This is a genomic window from Shewanella sp. T24-MNA-CIBAN-0130 (assembly GCF_040310185.1).
Classification (GTDB): domain Bacteria; phylum Pseudomonadota; class Gammaproteobacteria; order Enterobacterales; family Shewanellaceae; genus Shewanella; species Shewanella psychromarinicola.
Genome location: NZ_JBEOPP010000050.1, coordinates 1 through 17279 on the forward strand (window position 1 = coordinate 1; position 17279 = coordinate 17279).

13 protein-coding genes are annotated in these 17279 nt (G+C 40.4%); 8 read left to right on the forward strand and 5 right to left on the reverse strand.

Annotated features, from left to right (window positions below; translation table 11 throughout):
• Positions 1 to 31: 31 nt before the first annotated feature.
• Positions 32 to 1012: a cyclic di-GMP phosphodiesterase gene (locus AAEZ02_RS17015; RefSeq protein WP_351124160.1), complete on the reverse strand. Its 981-nt coding sequence runs from the start codon at positions 1010 to 1012 to the stop codon at positions 32 to 34.
• 561 nt (positions 1013 to 1573) lie between these two features.
• Here AAEZ02_RS17015 and AAEZ02_RS17020 point away from each other — a divergent pair.
• A complete protein-coding gene (locus tag AAEZ02_RS17020; RefSeq protein ID WP_351076199.1) occupies positions 1574 to 1696 on the forward strand; it encodes a hypothetical protein in 123 nt (40 codons plus the stop codon).
• On the opposite strand, the gene AAEZ02_RS17025 is transcribed toward AAEZ02_RS17020, so the two are convergent.
• Positions 1682 to 2563 (reverse strand): LysR family transcriptional regulator, encoded by an 882-nt coding sequence (locus tag AAEZ02_RS17025; protein ID WP_124011582.1) that lies wholly within the window; start codon positions 2561 to 2563, stop codon positions 1682 to 1684. The two genes, AAEZ02_RS17020 and AAEZ02_RS17025, sit on opposite strands and share 15 nt — an antisense overlap.
• 86 nt (positions 2564 to 2649) lie before the next feature.
• On the opposite strand from AAEZ02_RS17025, the gene AAEZ02_RS17030 reads away from it, so the two are divergent.
• The 5 genes from AAEZ02_RS17030 to AAEZ02_RS17050 all read left to right on the forward strand — a co-directional run bounded on the left by AAEZ02_RS17030 (position 2650) and on the right by AAEZ02_RS17050 (position 6123).
• On the forward strand, positions 2650 to 3075 hold the full coding sequence (locus tag AAEZ02_RS17030; protein ID WP_124011581.1) for a PACE efflux transporter: 426 nt from the start codon (positions 2650 to 2652) through the stop codon (positions 3073 to 3075).
• Positions 3076 to 3247: 172 nt separating this feature from the next.
• On the forward strand, positions 3248 to 3640 hold the full coding sequence (locus tag AAEZ02_RS17035; protein ID WP_124012118.1) for a hypothetical protein: 393 nt from the start codon (positions 3248 to 3250) through the stop codon (positions 3638 to 3640).
• 178 nt (positions 3641 to 3818) lie between these two features.
• Positions 3819 to 4277, forward strand: coding sequence for a DUF2127 domain-containing protein (locus AAEZ02_RS17040; RefSeq protein ID WP_351124163.1), 459 nt, complete (start codon positions 3819 to 3821; stop codon positions 4275 to 4277).
• Positions 4278 to 4703: 426 nt separating this feature from the next.
• Positions 4704 to 5174, forward strand: coding sequence for a Dps family protein (locus AAEZ02_RS17045; RefSeq protein ID WP_124011579.1), 471 nt, complete (start codon positions 4704 to 4706; stop codon positions 5172 to 5174).
• Between the two features lie 166 nt (positions 5175 to 5340).
• On the forward strand, positions 5341 to 6123 hold the full coding sequence (locus AAEZ02_RS17050) for a hypothetical protein (RefSeq protein WP_124011578.1): 783 nt from the start codon (positions 5341 to 5343) through the stop codon (positions 6121 to 6123).
• Positions 6124 to 6206: 83 nt separating this feature from the next.
• Here the strand turns inward: AAEZ02_RS17050 and AAEZ02_RS17055 are convergent, their stop codons facing one another.
• A complete protein-coding gene (locus tag AAEZ02_RS17055) occupies positions 6207 to 6791 on the reverse strand; it encodes a TetR/AcrR family transcriptional regulator (RefSeq protein WP_124011577.1) in 585 nt (194 codons plus the stop codon).
• A gap of 456 nt (positions 6792 to 7247) precedes the next feature.
• Positions 7248 to 8654 carry an alanine/glycine:cation symporter family protein gene (locus tag AAEZ02_RS17060; RefSeq protein ID WP_124011576.1) on the reverse strand — a complete coding sequence of 469 codons (1407 nt, stop codon included), beginning with the start codon at positions 8652 to 8654 and terminating at the stop codon, positions 7248 to 7250.
• Between the two features lie 390 nt (positions 8655 to 9044).
• On the opposite strand from AAEZ02_RS17060, the gene AAEZ02_RS17065 reads away from it, so the two are divergent.
• Both AAEZ02_RS17065 and AAEZ02_RS17070 read left to right on the forward strand, forming a co-directional pair.
• Positions 9045 to 10379, forward strand: coding sequence for a sensor histidine kinase (locus AAEZ02_RS17065; RefSeq protein ID WP_124011575.1), 1335 nt, complete (start codon positions 9045 to 9047; stop codon positions 10377 to 10379).
• A 58-nt stretch (positions 10380 to 10437) separates the two neighbouring features.
• The gene (locus tag AAEZ02_RS17070) at positions 10438 to 10974 is read left to right on the forward strand and encodes a response regulator transcription factor (protein ID WP_124011574.1); all 537 of its coding nucleotides are present in this window, start codon (positions 10438 to 10440) and stop codon (positions 10972 to 10974) included.
• Between the two features lie 380 nt (positions 10975 to 11354).
• On the opposite strand, the gene AAEZ02_RS17075 is transcribed toward AAEZ02_RS17070, so the two are convergent.
• Positions 11355 to 15806, reverse strand: coding sequence for a PAS domain S-box protein (locus AAEZ02_RS17075; protein ID WP_164839489.1), 4452 nt, complete (start codon positions 15804 to 15806; stop codon positions 11355 to 11357).
• Between the last annotated feature and the right edge of the window lie 1473 nt (positions 15807 to 17279).

Sequence of the window (17279 nt, forward strand, 5' to 3'; positions counted from 1 at the left end):
TTTCATAGTAAATCTCACTTCTAGTCTTGATTTATACTATAAGAATAGGCCAAAACTGACTCAGATACATAGGCATGTTATCTAATTCATTTTTTTCAGCCAATGCCCGCAAAATACTAAAGGATTTGACTTGTGCATAGCCTTGTTTGTAGCAACGATTGGAGGTGAGAGCATCGAAAATATCGCAAATACTGATCATCCGTCCGTATAGGGTAATTTTTTCTGCTGGCACACCAAATGGGTAACCTTGTCCGTTAAGTTTTTCATGGTGTAAAGTTGCCACCTCTAAACTTAGCGGGCTAATGCCTGGGGTGTTTTTCATGATTTCAATTGAATAGCTGGCGTGAGTTTTCATAATATGAAACTCTTCATCTGTCAGTTTATCAGGCTTATTTAAAATGCGATCGGGGACCATAATTTTACCCACATCATGTAAAAATGCACCGACTGCTAATTGATTAACAATATCTTTGTCGATTTTTTTATATACAGAAAACATAGTCATCAATACCGATACTGACACCGAATGTTCAAGTAAATATTCATCTTTATTGCGGATGTTAATCACACACGACAAAGCATTGGGATTATTGAAAATCAAATCTGTCGATTCGGAGGTGATTTTCTGCACCGGGTCCATTTCTAATGGCAAACCGTGTTGGGCATTATGGAATAACTGTTTTTGAATGTTTTTTGATTCATTAAATACTTGGCGAGCTTTAACTAATTCTTGATTAAAGAAATTTGCTTTCACATCGGTGCGTGCAGGCGTGACTTTACGAGGCGGTTGAGGCTTGAGCACATTGATTTTTTGCTCGACTTCTTTGATAATAACTTCAGTTTTACTGGTATCAATGAGTAGTTTAGTAACCGATTTTCGCTTTAGTGCTTCGATAACTCGTGCATTGTTAAGCACACCAGGTTTAGTTAGCGAAAACGTATCTTTGGGCTCGGTGATTTCGACCACATACATTCCAACACAAACGTCAGTAATGTCATGTTCAATCAGCATAAATCGGTTCCTCGGGCTATTTATCAGCATCAGAGCTATCAACTGTATCGTATAATTTAGCATACGATAGGCTACAATATCACGAATTTGATGCTGTAATATAAGCGAAATAACGCTTCGTAGAACAAGCTTTACCACAACCGTTATTCAAGGTTTATTTGTGGTGTTAATCAACTATGTTACAGGCAACATCATCAGAGTTTATGCCGAAATCACCTAAGGCTCAATGGCTTTGAACAATCGTTGTTTGGTTGTATATTTTTGTGCGGTTAATTAACTATATATCGTCAATACAGAATGTTAAACCAAAGTGTACAGCGGATGATATCTCAACAATTGATAATTCTCAAAATAGAGCCAGTATCTTTTACAAGCTGTAAACGGTATAAAAACTAGGTGTGAAACAAAGTATAAAGTCTGCTGTTTGAGTTGTTGTATTTTTTTAAAAATAATAGTTAACCCCACTATAATCACTAGCCTGGGTGTACTCTTTGCTACACGACTAAGGCTGAATCAGTAGCGCTTTTTTTGATGTTAATCATAAATGGGTTGGGATAAGCCGTGTTTGTCACCGCTCAATTGGGAATGTTTTTACATGTTGTTCAGCAAGGTTCGTTTGTCAAAGCCGGTTCGATATATGACATGGAGAATAGTTATTATCAACGTAAATTATGGCGTCAGTAATTGCCGTAGCGAGTGTCTAAGTTGCTTAAATACCGGCTCGTGACTGTAACAATGGTGCTGTATAACATCCACATTAGCTTGCCAGCCAATCTCTTTAAATTCAGACGGTAATAATACTAATTGACCGCTATTAACATAGTTATTGGCAATATGATTGGGTAGTAAACACCAACCATGTCCCTGCAATGCAAGTTCGAGCAAAATATAGTAATTGTCGGCGTACCAAGCATCTGGGCTAATTGCTGTCTGAAAGCTACTGGATTTAGTATTCCGCGAACGGATCAAGAGTTGACGATGCAATTTTAAGTTGGCTAAGTTATCACATATCTGTTGTGCTAAAGGGTGAACACTCGCCACATACATATCAAACTTAATTGACCCGATAGATTCAAAGTCGATGTGAGTCGGGATCGTTAACTCGCTGAAAATAATTCCGGTAACAGCCCGCTCAGTGTCAATCATATCGATTATATCAATGCTCGATGCCGTTAAAAACTCAAGCGTGATAGTTGGAAATTGAGCTTCGAGCTCATTAATAATATTAGACAGCTTTTGCAGCGGAATGCCTTCATCTAAACCAATTGTCAGCTCAGATATTGCTTGTTGGTCTAGGCTTTTGGCGCAATCGCGCAGGCGTTGATGTTGGCTCAGTAATACTTGGGCATGGGGTAGCAGTTTTTTTCCTGCTGGTGTCAATTGAGGATAACGTCCACTGCGATCAAATAGTTCGCTATTGCAGTCTATTTCAAGGTTTATCACATGCTGACTGATAACTGATTGCGCTTTATTAAGCGCTCTTGCCGCAGATGAAAATGACCCCGTTTTTACGGTTGCCACAAAGGCCTCAAGCTGTTCAATACTATACATATCGCTTTTACCGATACTTACTAACTTTAATGTATCTTTATATTGGATGAAAATAGTTAAAACGTCACCCCCCAATTGAGATATAAATGCAAAGTAGAGAAAGAATGTTTCACGCCGTGTCTTTTGAACTGATCGCCATGGCCTTTATTGTGCCAATAAGTGCGATAGTGATGAAGCAAAATAGCGCTGATATGTTACTGGTCAGTTTCGCTCTGTCGGTGTTTGCCGTGTTGTGGAATTATGTTTATAACTTATGGTTTGATCGTTTGTTTGGTGCGGAACGACTCGCGCGCACGATGTTTATCAGGGGAGTACATGTTTGCGGCTTTGAAGGAGGAATGCTTATAATCACAATCCCCTCAGTGTCGTGGTATTTAGGGTTAACCCTTGTCGATACCTTAATGCTGGAGGCGGGCCTGTTAGCTTTTCTTTTTATCTATACCTTTATATTTAATTGGCTTTACGACGTGTATCAACCGTACCAAAAATGGTTTGCTAATCTGGCACATTAATCTGGCTTATTAGTCTGGCCTTATATAGATTTACCCATTGATGTAAAAGAAGATTTAATCAAGAAACAACGTTTATATTCTATTACTGTCATCGTTGCTGTGGCATCATAATGCGTGAATAATGAAAAGCTGGATGCTAATAGTGAAAAAATACCGCTTAAATTGCGCTGCCATGTTTATCGCCAGTATGTCGATGCTAGGCAATCCTTTACAAGCCGACACACTCGTGCCGTTTACCAGTGATGGCTGCAGTGCATTTCCTGATGGCACTTTTGCACAGCAACAATTATGGTTGTCCTGTTGCGAACGTCATGATTATGACTACTGGAAAGGGGGGACATCTGATGAGCGTTTGGCATCAGATAAGGCATTACGTATTTGTGTGGCTCAAGTCGGCCAATCTGAAGTGGCATTATTGATGTTAGCCGGGGTCCGCGTTGGCGGTACACCTTATTTACCGACCCAATTTCGCTGGGGTTATGGCTGGCCATACCCAAGAGATTACGGTGCACTAACCGATGATGAGCGTCAACAAATCGAGCTTTTATCAGCCCAAAATCAGTAACTTCACCGTTTAAGTTGGAGGAGGTGTTTACGTTACTTACTTGTAAAAATGAATCGGTATTGACGACTAAACACGTTAACCGAAGTGCTTTTTTGTCGGGGAAATATTAATCGCCATCGTCATTGTCACAAGCTAATATTAGCCGGCTTGCTTTACCGGAAATTGGAAACGCTACACAATGAAGCACTCGAATAAAGGTGTACGTGCCGTTGCGGTACTTGAAGCATCTAAAGGTCTATTGTCGTTACTGGTCGCGATTGGTCTACATATCTATGCCGGTCAAAACTTGTCAATGCTGGCAATTGAGCTAGTTACTCATTTACACCTAAACCCTGCTAGTCATTACCCTAGTATTTTTATTTCAGCAGTGGGTTCAGTGTCGCAATCAAGCCTGACGATACTGGCACTAGGCGCTGCGGCATATACTTTGGTGCGCTTTATTGAAGCCTATGGTTTATGGCATAACATGCGCTGGACCCAATGGTTTGCACTGCTTAGCGGCGCAATATATTTACCTTTTGAGTTTTATGAAATGATGAGCCACTTTAGCTTGCTCAGTGTGATTGTACTGCTGATTAATCTTGTGGTGGTCATGTATATGTATTTTGTGTTGTTTCCTCTTCGAGCATCAATATGAGATCCGCTTCAATGTTTGGTTACAGTTATTAATATAAAAGTATTAACAGAGTTTAATGGCCAGCGGTTGATCCATTAAGTGGTAATGTTAGTATGAATACTCACTAACATTAACGATGAGTTAGCGTAATCGCAATTAATTTACCCGAGTTTATTACGTTAATTTATGTAGACATTCAATAAACTTATTTATTAAATAAATGTTATTTGAATTGAGACCCGTTTTATTAGTGGTGTAATATTTGTTTTAACAGCGTGTGCTGTTTTCGTTGGTGTCATAATACGACGATAAAGACTCGCTGAGATACAATGTAAGCAACATGTTAAGAATAAACCATATTTATTGTTAATCTTGCTAGCTTGTCATCACCATTTATACAAATGCTGTAATGTTATGACTAATTAATTCTACTTTACGAGGAATAAAATGACTGACATCGATATTGGTATAAAAAAAGAAGATCGACTAAAAATTGCTGATGGCTTAAAAAGTTTATTAGCCGATTCCTATACACTATATTTGCAAACCCATAATTTCCATTGGAATGTCACCGGGATCCACTTTCGCGAACTGCACTTAATGTTTGAAGAGCATTACACTGAACTTGCGCTAGCGGTTGATGATATTGCCGAACGTATTCGCACCTTGGACGTGGCCGCACCAGGAACTTATAAAGAGTTTGCCCGTTTAAGCTCCATTAAAGAAATTGAAGGCGTACCGAGTTCAGCTGACATGGTCGATTTACTGACCAAAGGTCACGAGCAAGTGATCAAAACCGCGCGACAAGTGCTCAAATTAGCCCAAGCCGCTGAGGATGAGTCTACGGCAGCATTAGTGTCCGATCGAATGCGGATACATGAAAAAACCGCATGGATGTTAAGAGCGATGAGCAAGTAATCTACTTTAAGCATCATATTTAGGCTAACGTAGCCAAATCATTGGATGTAAAACTAAACCGCTGACTATGTTGCAGCGGTTTTTTTTATTATACGGTGACGAAATCTATCGATCCAAGTCGCTAAAAACGATAATGTAGCATTTTGATTGTTTTGATGATGCTATTTTGACTGATAACCCCGCTCTTATTAAACTTGCTATGCATTTATTTGCTCAGCGAAATACTCTTCATCCCGACTCTAACTACCTAGCGGTACTTCCTCAAAGTATTGAAGAATCAATTGCTGTACAACAATTGATGATTAATCTTAATGGCACCATTGCGGGGTGGAAATGCTTAGTTCCACAAGCCAATGGTCAATTAATTGTAGCGCCCATTTTGCAAGGTCCGGTGAGTCATAGTATTGATTGCGCGATTATACCCAGAGTGACAGACGGGCAGGCGACAGCGCTGATAGAGCCAGAAATAGCGTTTATACTAGGGCAAGACATTGAAGCTTATCGTCAATACAGCCATAGTGAAATTGACCAAATGATTTCAGCTACGCATATGGCATTAGAGCTGATCCAGAATCGATTTAGCCGTGAGAGTCAACCGAGTTTTTATCAAAAACTTGCCGATGGACTAAGTAATCAAGGCCTGTATATTGGCCCTAAAATAGATAAGTCTGTCGCGTATAAAGCCAGTCATATCGATGTGGTGGTGAGCGAGTTTAAGACCCAAATGGTGCAGCAGTTTTCTGGGTTCCATCCGTGTGAATTACCACAAATGCCTGTGTATTGGCTGATTAATTACTTAGCAAAATTAGGCATTAATCTCAGTGCAGGGCAAGCGATCATTACCGGATCATACTGCGGTGTGGTAAAAGTGCCATTAGCGACAAAAATCAATATTGGCTATCATGGCATTGGTCAATTTGATGTGAGGTTTTACGATGCGCTGGCCTAATTTTACCGCTAAATAAATCTTGGCAGTAAAATAGGTGCAAAACTTTGTCGTTGCGTTATTTAAAAAGCGCCTTAGGCGCTTTGTTAACTTTGTATCTGAATAAAAAACTCTTCGAGTTGCTGGCTTACTGTTTCAGTATCGCCGGTGGCTTTTAGGTAAGAGCGTAAACCGATAATATGCACTTGTAGCTTTTTCGCGAGCTTATGTTTATCCAATTGAGCAGGCAAATCACCTTCGTTTTGAGCTTGCTCAATGATATTGACAAAGCGATGCTCAACTTGAGTCAATAAATCACGAGCGATGCTAAGGGTTTCTTGATGTGACTCATCAAGTTCTGAAAGCGTGCGCATCAACATACATAATTCACTGGGTACGGTTTCACTGCAAGGAGCCATTAAGCTGCGCAGATACTGCTTCAACCCGTCCCATACGTGGTCATTCTGCTCGATTTTATCATTTAAATTGCTAGCGGACGTTTGTGCATAATGAATTAATGTCTGATTATATAAATCAGCCTTACTACCGAATGCGGCATAAATGCTGCCCGGCCGCATGTCCATGATAGTTTGAATTTCTCGCGTAGAAGTGGCTAGAAACCCCTTTTGCCAAAACAGGTTTTTTGCTTTTTTGAGTACGTCTTCGCGATCAAATTTAGATATATTAGCCATTAGCCCCTCTTTAGTTAGATTATTATTTTACGTTAACTCGATGAGGTAAGGCCAGTATCTTTTGGTTATTTTTAACCATAACGGCCATTGTTGCTGATTATGCTTAATTATGGATGTGATATGAACTATTGATATTTAAACCAATAAAGCCGATTAAACAACAATGCAGCATTTGTGTGAGATTATTTGAATTCAAAATTGAGGGAAAAAGACAGCTGCAAGCATAAGTGGTGCTGTGATATTGGCGTTGTACTAGTAGTGATGTAATGGTGGCGTTGTACTAGTAGTGATGTAATGGTGGCATTTTGATAGTGGCGTTATAGTTAGTACGGCTGTAATGAGTTGTTATAAACGATAAAGCGGAATTGAACTCATTTATTCAATTCCGCTTTGAAAACTAACCGCTACATTGACGCTAAAGTGAAATCTATCGTAAAAAACTGCCTTAATGAACGGCTAAGACCAAACCCCTTTTTCGGTTTTACCTTGAATCTCTACATCGGCCAGCTTGAATTCAGGCTTATTAGTGGTTTTAAGCTTAACTTGGTAGTCGCGGGTTAAGTTTACGATGGTCGGGGTGAGCAGCATAATGGCACTGATGTTAACTACTGTCATTAATCCCAGCGCCATGTCGGCCATGTTCCACACTTCTTTTAATGAGGCATTGGCTCCCCAATAAACCATGCTTAAATACAATAGTGTGTACCCGGTGCGACCATAGATGTTGTCGAGTTTAAATAAATGTAAATTACTTTCGGCGTAGGCGTAGTTAGCCACTACAGAAGTAAAAGAGAATAGAGTAATAATGATGGCAACAAACATATCGCCGCTAATGCCCATATGATAAGTCATGGCGTTTTGAGTGATACGAATACCTTCCATTTCACTGCCAATACTGCCTTGAGCCAGTAGAATTACAATGGCGGTACAGCTACACAACACCATAGTGTCAATAAACACCCCCAGCATTTGTACGTAACCTTGCGCAACCGGGTGATTTGGCACCGGCGTCGCGCCTGCGGCGGCATGTGGCACACTGCCCGCACCGGCTTCGTTAGAATACAAACCGCGTTGGATACCATTTTTAATGGCTGCACCAAGTGCGCCGGCCGCCGCTTCATTTAATCCAAAAGCAGAGTTAATAATATCCATCAATACTCCGGGAACTTGTTGGATATTAATGATGGTGACGGTTACCGCTGCCAAAATAAATGCCAGGCCCATAAAAGGCACCACGAACTCTGCAAACCGAGCAATGCTGCGAAGGCCTCCCATAACAATGATGCCAGCAATGAAGGTAATGACTGCCCCAGAATATACTGGCGAAATTTCGAAAGTGTGGTTGAGTGCGTCGGTAATGGTGTTGGCTTGCATGGCACTAAAACTAATGCCGTAACCGAGGAACAAACACAGGGCGAATAATACTGCTAACCAAGGTTTGTTGAGTCCTGCGCGGATATAATAGGCGGGTCCTCCGCGGTATTCTTTATGATCGTCTCGTACTTTATACAGCTGGCCTAAAATACTTTCCGCAAAGCCGGTCGCCATACCCAGCAGTGCGATAACCCACATCCAAAAGACCGCGCCACTGCCGCCTAATGATATGGCCATGGCGACACCGGCCAAATTACCGGTACCGACACGGGCTGACAAACCTGTACACAAGGCTTGATAAGAACTAATGCCTGATCTGTCACTTTGGGTACTGCCTTTCATTACCTTAAACATATAGCCAAAATGGCGAAATTGAATAAACCTTAACTTCAATGAAAACCACACTCCGGCGAATACCAAGATATAAATGAGTACTTGGTATTCGCCCCACAGCACATTGTTGGCGAGCGATATAATGTCGTTAATCATTGAACAACTTCCTTGGTTTTATCGTTTTATTATTAGATATTTAAAAAGGTTACATTTAGAAAAAATGGCCTATAAATGCAAACACAGCCAAAGTCCAAATGCGTTAATAACCGTGAAAGAGGGGTTATAATGCGGTTGGTTGATTTTATGGCGTGAATTTATATGCATTGTAGCTACATATTTAATGCTAGGCGAGGCGTTTTTGTTACTTGTTAACTTTATTTTTGACTAAAAAGTGAGTCTGTTTCGCTGAATTAATATCGTTAATATTGGCACTGCAAGGGTAAATATTTGATAAAATACCCCCATAATTGCCGTGTTGTAAGGCACTCATATTTGAAAGCGGGTTCTTTAGCTTAATACATCATAAAAATTAGGATAAATAATAGTATGACAAATGCGAATCTGCCTTTTAATGCCAGCCAGCAACAATTAGCCTTACTGCGATTGGTTAATTGGGGGCTTAAAATTGGTCTTATTTTGTTTGCCACCGACTTATTTGGTTTAACAACTCCTCCAGTAACCTTGTCTTACGTGTTAATTTTTGAAGCCTGTTATGTGGGTTTTAGCTATCGCTTTCATCGACTCAGCATGAACAACAATGGTTTGTTGTTCTTAACCTTATTATTAGACACCTTGTTTTGGACTACGTGGTTATATTTCACCGGCGGAGCAACCAATGCCTTTGTCTCATTACTGCTATTACCGATTGCGATTTCAGCCATTACCTTACCCCGATGGGCTCCTTGGTGCTTAACCATAGTGTCGACGATATTTTATAGCTTGATGATTGTTGATATCACCGAACAAAATAGTGGCTCGGTAATGGAACACGACATAAGCCAAATACCAATGGACCACGTTATGCCAGCAAATCAGGCGATGCCCGCAAGTCAAAGTATGGACATGGGATCGCACTATTTAGGCATGTGGTTTAATTTTGTGATTTCGGCATTAGTGTTAACCGTCACCGTCGGCTTTATTGCCAAACGGATCAGACAGAAAAATGCCGAGCTGCGCTATTTACGAGAAGGCCAGTTACGCCAAGAAAAGATATTGGCCATAGGCACCGCATCAGCGCAAATGGCTCACCAACTAGCGACGCCGTTAGCCACATTACGTTTACTCACCGATGAGTTAGTTGATACTCAGCACGATGCTGAACAACTGGAATTGATCACCGAAATGCAGCACGCACTGAATCGCTGCGAAGTCACCTTAGCTGACTTACGTTTAGCGACCGAATCGATACGGGAGCAAAAACTAGCAGAACAGCGAGTCGATGAGTTAGTGGCAACCTTAACCGAGCAGATAAGTTTATTGATGCCAGAAGCGCAACTGAATATATCCATAGCACCACAAGTTGAGTCACGTATAGTGATGACCGACATGAGCTTGTTACCAGCATTAATGGCGTTAATTCAAAATGGCATTCAGGCCAGTGAAGATAATCAGCATCAGACCCGCGTAGATGTAAATATTGGCTTGTCACAACCCAAGCAACTGAGTATTACTATTCGTGATTACGGTGTGGGGATTGCGACTCATTTATTACAAACATTAGGCAGTAACATGGTAAAAAGTCCTAAAGGGATGGGCATCGCGGTATTATTAAGTCACACCAGCTTTGAGCGTTTAGGCGGTAAATTATACCTTAAACCTCATCCCGAATGCGGCACCGAAGCCATTGTGACCTTGCCGCTGAACGAACAAAAAGCGAGTTGACGCTATTTTAAACGAATAGAAGCGAATAGAAGTAAATAGAAGTTGAATTGAGAACACCATGAACAAGCTATTGATTATTGAAGACGATTTAGCCCTAGCCGCCATTTTAGCCCGCCGCCTCGGCAAGCAGGGTTTTGAGTGTAAAACCTGCCATCACGCCAGCGACAGCTTATTAATGGCAAGGCAATTTTTCCCCACCCATATCGTGCTAGACATGAAATTGGCCGACCATAATGGTTTATCGTTGATTAAACCGTTAAGACAACTTTTACCCCATGTACACATGGTATTGCTCACCGGCTTTGCCAGTATCGCCACCGCCGTAGAAGCCATCCGCCTTGGCGCAGACAATTACCTCGCCAAACCCGTCGACACCCAAACCTTATTAAATGCATTATCAGTCACGGCAGAAACAACAACTTATGATGCCATTGGGGAACAGCCTTTAACCCCCAAACGTGTCGAATGGGAACACATTCAACAAGTTCTCGCCAACAACAACGGCAACGTATCAGAAACCGCCCGCCAACTCGGCATGCACCGCAGAACCTTGCAACGCAAATTGCTGAAAAAGCCGACGGCAGATAATCGTTAGTATTGCGGACAATAAATTTTGATTGTTTTTAACTCGCACGGACAAACGTGGGTTAGTGCTTTAGATCTTAAAATGACTCTTGCTATTAGGGGAATGTATGGTTTTCTTCCCGTTTTTGCGACAAATTTACTACATCGGGATTTTAACAGCGGAACTAGTGGTTAAATATCAGAGCAGATCGACACGTTAAACTACTTCTGTAGTCGTCATAGCAATGATCTCAATAATGGATTTTATCGATCCAAAGCATACATTTGGTCATTTAACCTTATGAAGAGAGTACCACAATATTTGTGACCCTCATTATATAGCGTAACGCCTAGATCGAACCATAATGTTCGCTTTTTTATGTTATAGAATCATTTTAATCATAATTTTGATTAGCTCAAACTTAGTACGCTAATTATATCATCAAAAGCTAATTCGAGATTGACTAAGCTATTACGTGCAGTGTCAATATTGCCCTGTTGATATTGATGCTGTATTGCATGAGCAATAAAATGAATATTATTATGAGCTTGTTCAAGTCGCTGTATGTATTGTGTTTCAAATAATGTCCTGTGCTTTTCTCGACGGATCCAGTTGCCACATTGACAAGACTGCACATCAAGAATAGGCCAGAGTGCATGGTCATCTGGAGACGATACTATCTTTTGTCTAAATGTCTCTCTCCACTGAGCATTAAGCATAGTGAATATCGCCAAACTGTTTTCGGTATTATTACGATGCTTATTGCCACTAACACGCCAGTTTTTATTCGGAGTATAGTTGCTAAGCCATGGTAAAAAAGCTTTAGCTGGCATTGGTTTCGCTATCCCATAACCTTGAGCTTGCTCACAGCCCATTAGTAGTAGCATGAGACCGTGTTCTGTGCTTTCAACACCTTCAGCAATAACATTGCGGTTAAATGATTTCGTTAACGCAATGACGCCCTCAATGATGGAGTAGTCACTTGGATTATCCAACATGTCAAAAACGAAACGTTGATCGATCTTAATTGTATTCACCGGTAAACTTCTTAAATGGGTTAACGATGAATAACCGGTACCAAAATCATCCAAAGCAAAACTGACGCCTAGCCTGTTTTGGCATGTCTCGATAATATGATTAATGGTATTGATATCGCCAAAAGCAGAACTTTCCAATATCTCTAATTGTAAATATTGAGAATTGTTACTGGGGTACTTAGCTAAACTCTTTTCTAGATTGACGACAAAAGAGGGCGAGAGTAGATGGTTTGATGAGATATTGACACTGACTTCAAGGTTAATAACTTGCAGTTTCCAATCATCAAGTTGCTGTAGCGCCTCATTGATAACCCATTCGCCAATCCTAACCTCTAATGGCGTACCATCGATAAAGGGTAAGAAGTCTAATGGGGGAATGAGTCCTTTTCCTGGATGGATCCAACGTATTAAGGCTTCAACCCCAAAAACATGGCCACTAACCATGTTAACTTTTGGCTGATAGTACAATTGAAATTCATGATTACCTAAAGCTTGTTCAATTTCTTCTAGGAGATGGTTCTTTTGGATAATACGTTGGTCTGAATCTGGACTGTATAATCGGGAACGATCCTTACCTGCCAATTTAGATTGATACATCGCGTGATCAGCGTGGCGTAGTAAGGTATCTATATCAGCATTATCTGACGGGTATAAGGTTACACCACTAGAGACGGTAATATGATGTTGAACATCATCAATAAAATAAGGTTGCGCCAGTGCTTGATGAATACGCTTTATGGTTGCTTCATATTGTGATGCCAATTCAATATCATTAAGTAATATTGCAAATTCATCGCCACCTTGACGTGATACTGTATCTTCTTCTCTAATACAAACTGTGATGCGGTTTGCTACTTCAATTAATAAACGATCTCCCGCTTCATGACCATAGTTATCATTTACCGGTTTGAAATCATCTAAATCAAAGAAGCATACCGCAAGTTGGTGTCCTGTTCGCAGACTATGGGCAATGGATTGCTGAAAACGATCTACAAATAAAGCGCGATTAGGCAGTTTAGTGAGTACATCATAGTGCGCCATCATATTGAGTTGATCTTGTTGTCGTTTGCTACTGGTAATATCAGAAAACATCCCGACATAGTGAGTCACTTCATCGTGGTCATTTGTTAATGATGAAATGGTGAGTAATTCAGCATAGAGTTGTCCCTGCTTTGTCCTGTTCCATACTTCGCCTAGCCAGTATCCATGTTCCGAGACGGTTTGCCACATCGCGGAATAAAATTGCGGACTATGCTTACCCGATCTCAAGATTTCTGGCGTTTTGCCAATAATGTCCTCACGGCTATAACCAGTGATTTGACTAAATGCAGGATTAACATCAACGATGTGCTGTTGGGCATCGGTGATAATGATGCCTTCGTGGGTATCACTAAAGACCCTAGAGGATAATTGAAGTTTTTCTTCGGCTTTTTTTTGCTCAGCAAGCAACCTTGATTGTTTAATCGCACTGAAACTTGATGTTGAAATAATATCGGCAAGTTTGGCATAGAAATGCATTCCTCGAGTGACCTCATTGCGGGTGAAGCGGGGGACTCTGTCAAGTGCAGCAAGGTATTCTTGTTCATCAAAGCCATAATTGTTTGCTTGCTTTCGGAATAACTCAACATCAGGGACCTCATCCTGATAAAAGAACTGGCCAATGAAAACATTGCCGAGATGCTTGCCTCCGATAACGATAGGAGTGACCATTTCGAACATATTGTTCTTGCAGTTGTATTCCTTAAATGTTCCATGCTCTACACCGTGTGTGAGGAACAAATCGCTCTCAAGACAATTTTTTCGCGTATCAGGATGACAACGGTGAAATTGAGTGCAGATATCTTGCCAGCCCACGGCGACTAAAATATTGCCTTTGATATCAAGTACCGCACCTAACATACCGGTAAGATCATAAAAATCATCCATCAGGGATTGCAGCGCCTCGGCATCAATGATATCGGATAGTGCTAATGAATCAATATCAGCATCGGGTTCTAATATCGCTTTTAGCTTGTTTCGGATAGTCGCTTCACTTTGGCGTAAAGTCTCTTCGGCTTTTTTACTCTCAGTAATATCTTGGATAAAACCTGATATTTTTTGCGGTTTTCCATCACTATCCGTGACCACTTTACCTCGACACTCTATCCAGCGTTCCTCACCATCACTGGGTCTTATGATCCGATACTCGACATGGTGTTCTTTGCCACTAAAGAAGCATTCTTTAACGGATGCAATAAAGGTTGGAAAGTCGCTTTTATTCATGACTTCACATATGGTGTCTGGCCCAGCTTTAGATGTTTTGACGAGTCCAAATAAAGCGTACATTTGATCAGACCAAATGGCTGTTTGCTGATCTGCCAGCAACTCCCAATAGCCTATTTGTGCATAAACTTGAGCCTCAATTAGCCTCGTCTCACTTTCTTTAAGTTGTGCCAACGATTTTTTATAGTTAGTGACATCTCTGGCAACACCTAATATGCCGATTAAGTGACCATTATTATCTCTCATCGGGGTTTTTATGGTTTCGACAAGCTCAATGTGACCGTCATCGGCAAACGTAAGTGACTCTTCATTGACAGTAGCTTCTCCGGCAATTAAAGCTTTGTCATCATTGTTGCGGAAAAAATTGGCAAGCTCATGGTCTACAAAGTCATAATCCGTCTTACCCACAATCTCATGTTCTCGAGCGCCAACCATCCGTTCAAATTTTGAATTGCAGGCTAAATAAACCCCTTTTGCATCTTTTAACCAAATCATATCGGGGACGGTATTTAACAATGTTTTTATCAGTGCCTGACTAGACTCTAACTCTGAAAATAATGTGTGTTCTTCGGTGACATCTCTAAACACCAGTACCACGCCACTAATGTCACCAGCAGGGTTGCGTATAGGGGCGCCTGAGTCTGCAATTTGGTATTCAGATCCATCTTTGGCAATAAGCATAGTGTGATTAGCTAGCCCGACGATTAAACCGGTTTCGAGTACCTTTTTTACTGGGTTATTAACCGGTTCGAATGTGAGAGCATGAATAATATTGAAAACCGCCGTTAACGGTTGTCCTATCGCTTGAGCAGCGGTATAGCCAGTGAGTTTAATCGCCACTGGGTTTATGTAGGTTACAGTGCCATGGGTATCGGTCACAATCACAGCATCACCGATAGAGTTTAACGTAATCCGCAGGCTTTCTTCTTGCTTATGTAACGCCAGTATATGGTTGTTTATCCTAGTGTTGTAGCGCAGCAATAAGCCAAGTATAACCAACCCTACGATAAGGGTCAGGGCCATCAACAACTGTTGCATGAGTTTAAATGTTTGCAGATCGTTAATGATGATTTTCTGTAAGGTGGTTTGAACATGATCAACAGCAAGATTAAGTTCTAAAAAGGCTTGATCAAACTGTTGATCAATATTAGAACCAATACCGGATGTTGATTGTGCATTCCAGCGTAGTTGAGCAATTTGACGGAAATGCTGAAGATCGACAATTGTGTCTTCTATTTGCAGTCGTAAATGAGGATCGTTAAGTGCGAGGAAAGTGTTTTCATTATTTACGCCACCATCAAGCATTGCTTGTGCATACCATGCTGACTGATCAAGATGAGTCCATATCGCCTCGATATCAATAGTTGGGTCACCACTAATCGCCTCTTCAAACCACAAATGAGCCGTGGTCGCTTCAAGTTTGATCTCCATCGCCGCATCAACTAATGGTGAGTAGCGTACTGCTATATCGCGTCCGGTGTTGAATGAGTAGTAAACAATCGCCATGATGAGCAACGTTACCGGTATAGAAATAAACTGTATTCTACGAGAGCCAGCTTCCATATGATGCATCCATATTTAACACAATAAATTAAATTTTTTATAGGCAAAAATGTTTTTTTATTTCAATTTTAAAGTCATATTTCTTCGCCATAAAAACTCATACAAGTAAATCTATTAACAATATCATAACTTAAGCTAAGATCACTTTGATTGACGTCAATCTTAATAGCGCTAATTTTCGTAGACTCGCAATCGTCGTACATTTTATGTCCGCAGAGGATGAGTTATTGTGCAATATCAAAAATAAAATATTGGATAATGCTATAAAATACAGTTTGTTAACAAATTTCTACCATAGGCTAAAATGGGGTGTGGTCAACTTAGTTTGCTATCCTCGACATTGACTGTTCATAAACACTTTGCTGCATGACGTAATCATCGGCCTATAATATTGAGAAATAGGCTTTAGCATGATAGAACTCACTCAAATCAAGTAGCGTTCAAGATGGTAAAGCAAACTGGCTAACAAGCTTTGGAACGCAAATGAGTTAGTCTGTTCCGCCAGCGCGCGTTTAGCCCCATAAAAGTGACAAACTTCATTATCTGCAGACAGTTAGCCATAAAAAAAAGGCCTCTATATTAATAGAGGCCCAATAATCTTATTCAGATTAAAAACGATACCTTTAATTTGCATCCATCCCCATTCCCATAGTAAATAAATACAGAGTAAAGTCACCAAGCATAGTGTAGACATTTGATTGCGACTCAAAGTCATCAACCAAACAACGCCAAAGTGTCGTATCAAACAGGTTATAACATCAGTGTTAAATATGTTATTTAAATCGGGGGAGATGTCACTGACGTCACCCATCAACTGAGTCTGCTGAATCTACCCAAGCAGGGCAATCAAATAGTGCCAAACTGCGACACCATGTCGCAGTTAATATGAGAGGCCCTTTACATTAGGTGAACCTTTCACATTACCTAATCTGTTGATGTTGTAATGGCCTTGATATTGATTCCGCTCATGTGTGGCAAAAATACCAGTTATGCCATGGTAGGCGTCTCATTATGATAGCGCCTAAACGGTGTGCACTGACTAAATAAAATGCTCTGATTAAGTATCTGCTGTGAATGAATATTCATAAATTTATCGATGGTTTAGTCAAATAAAAACGATATTGAAATCTGTAAGCAACTCAATTTAATGGGTCGGTGCATCCAGAAAATACTCACTAAGGTGCTAGCTATTTATCAATATTTTGTTAAGTGAACTGCTGGGATTAACGTTATTGTTATTAATAATTTTTGTTGAATTAACCAATGACTTTTTCTCGATTCATCATCATTCATATCAACAATAAAGCCTAAATTTAAGTGCGTCATAGTGTCGCGTAAACTAGGCTTAATTTTAACGCCGATATTCAATATTACAAAAATGGAAAAGTCTGTAGCGATATTTGTTAAATTAGCACTACATTTTATAAGGGTATCGGAATACATTGTACCTACGATTATGAGTTGTTGGTCATG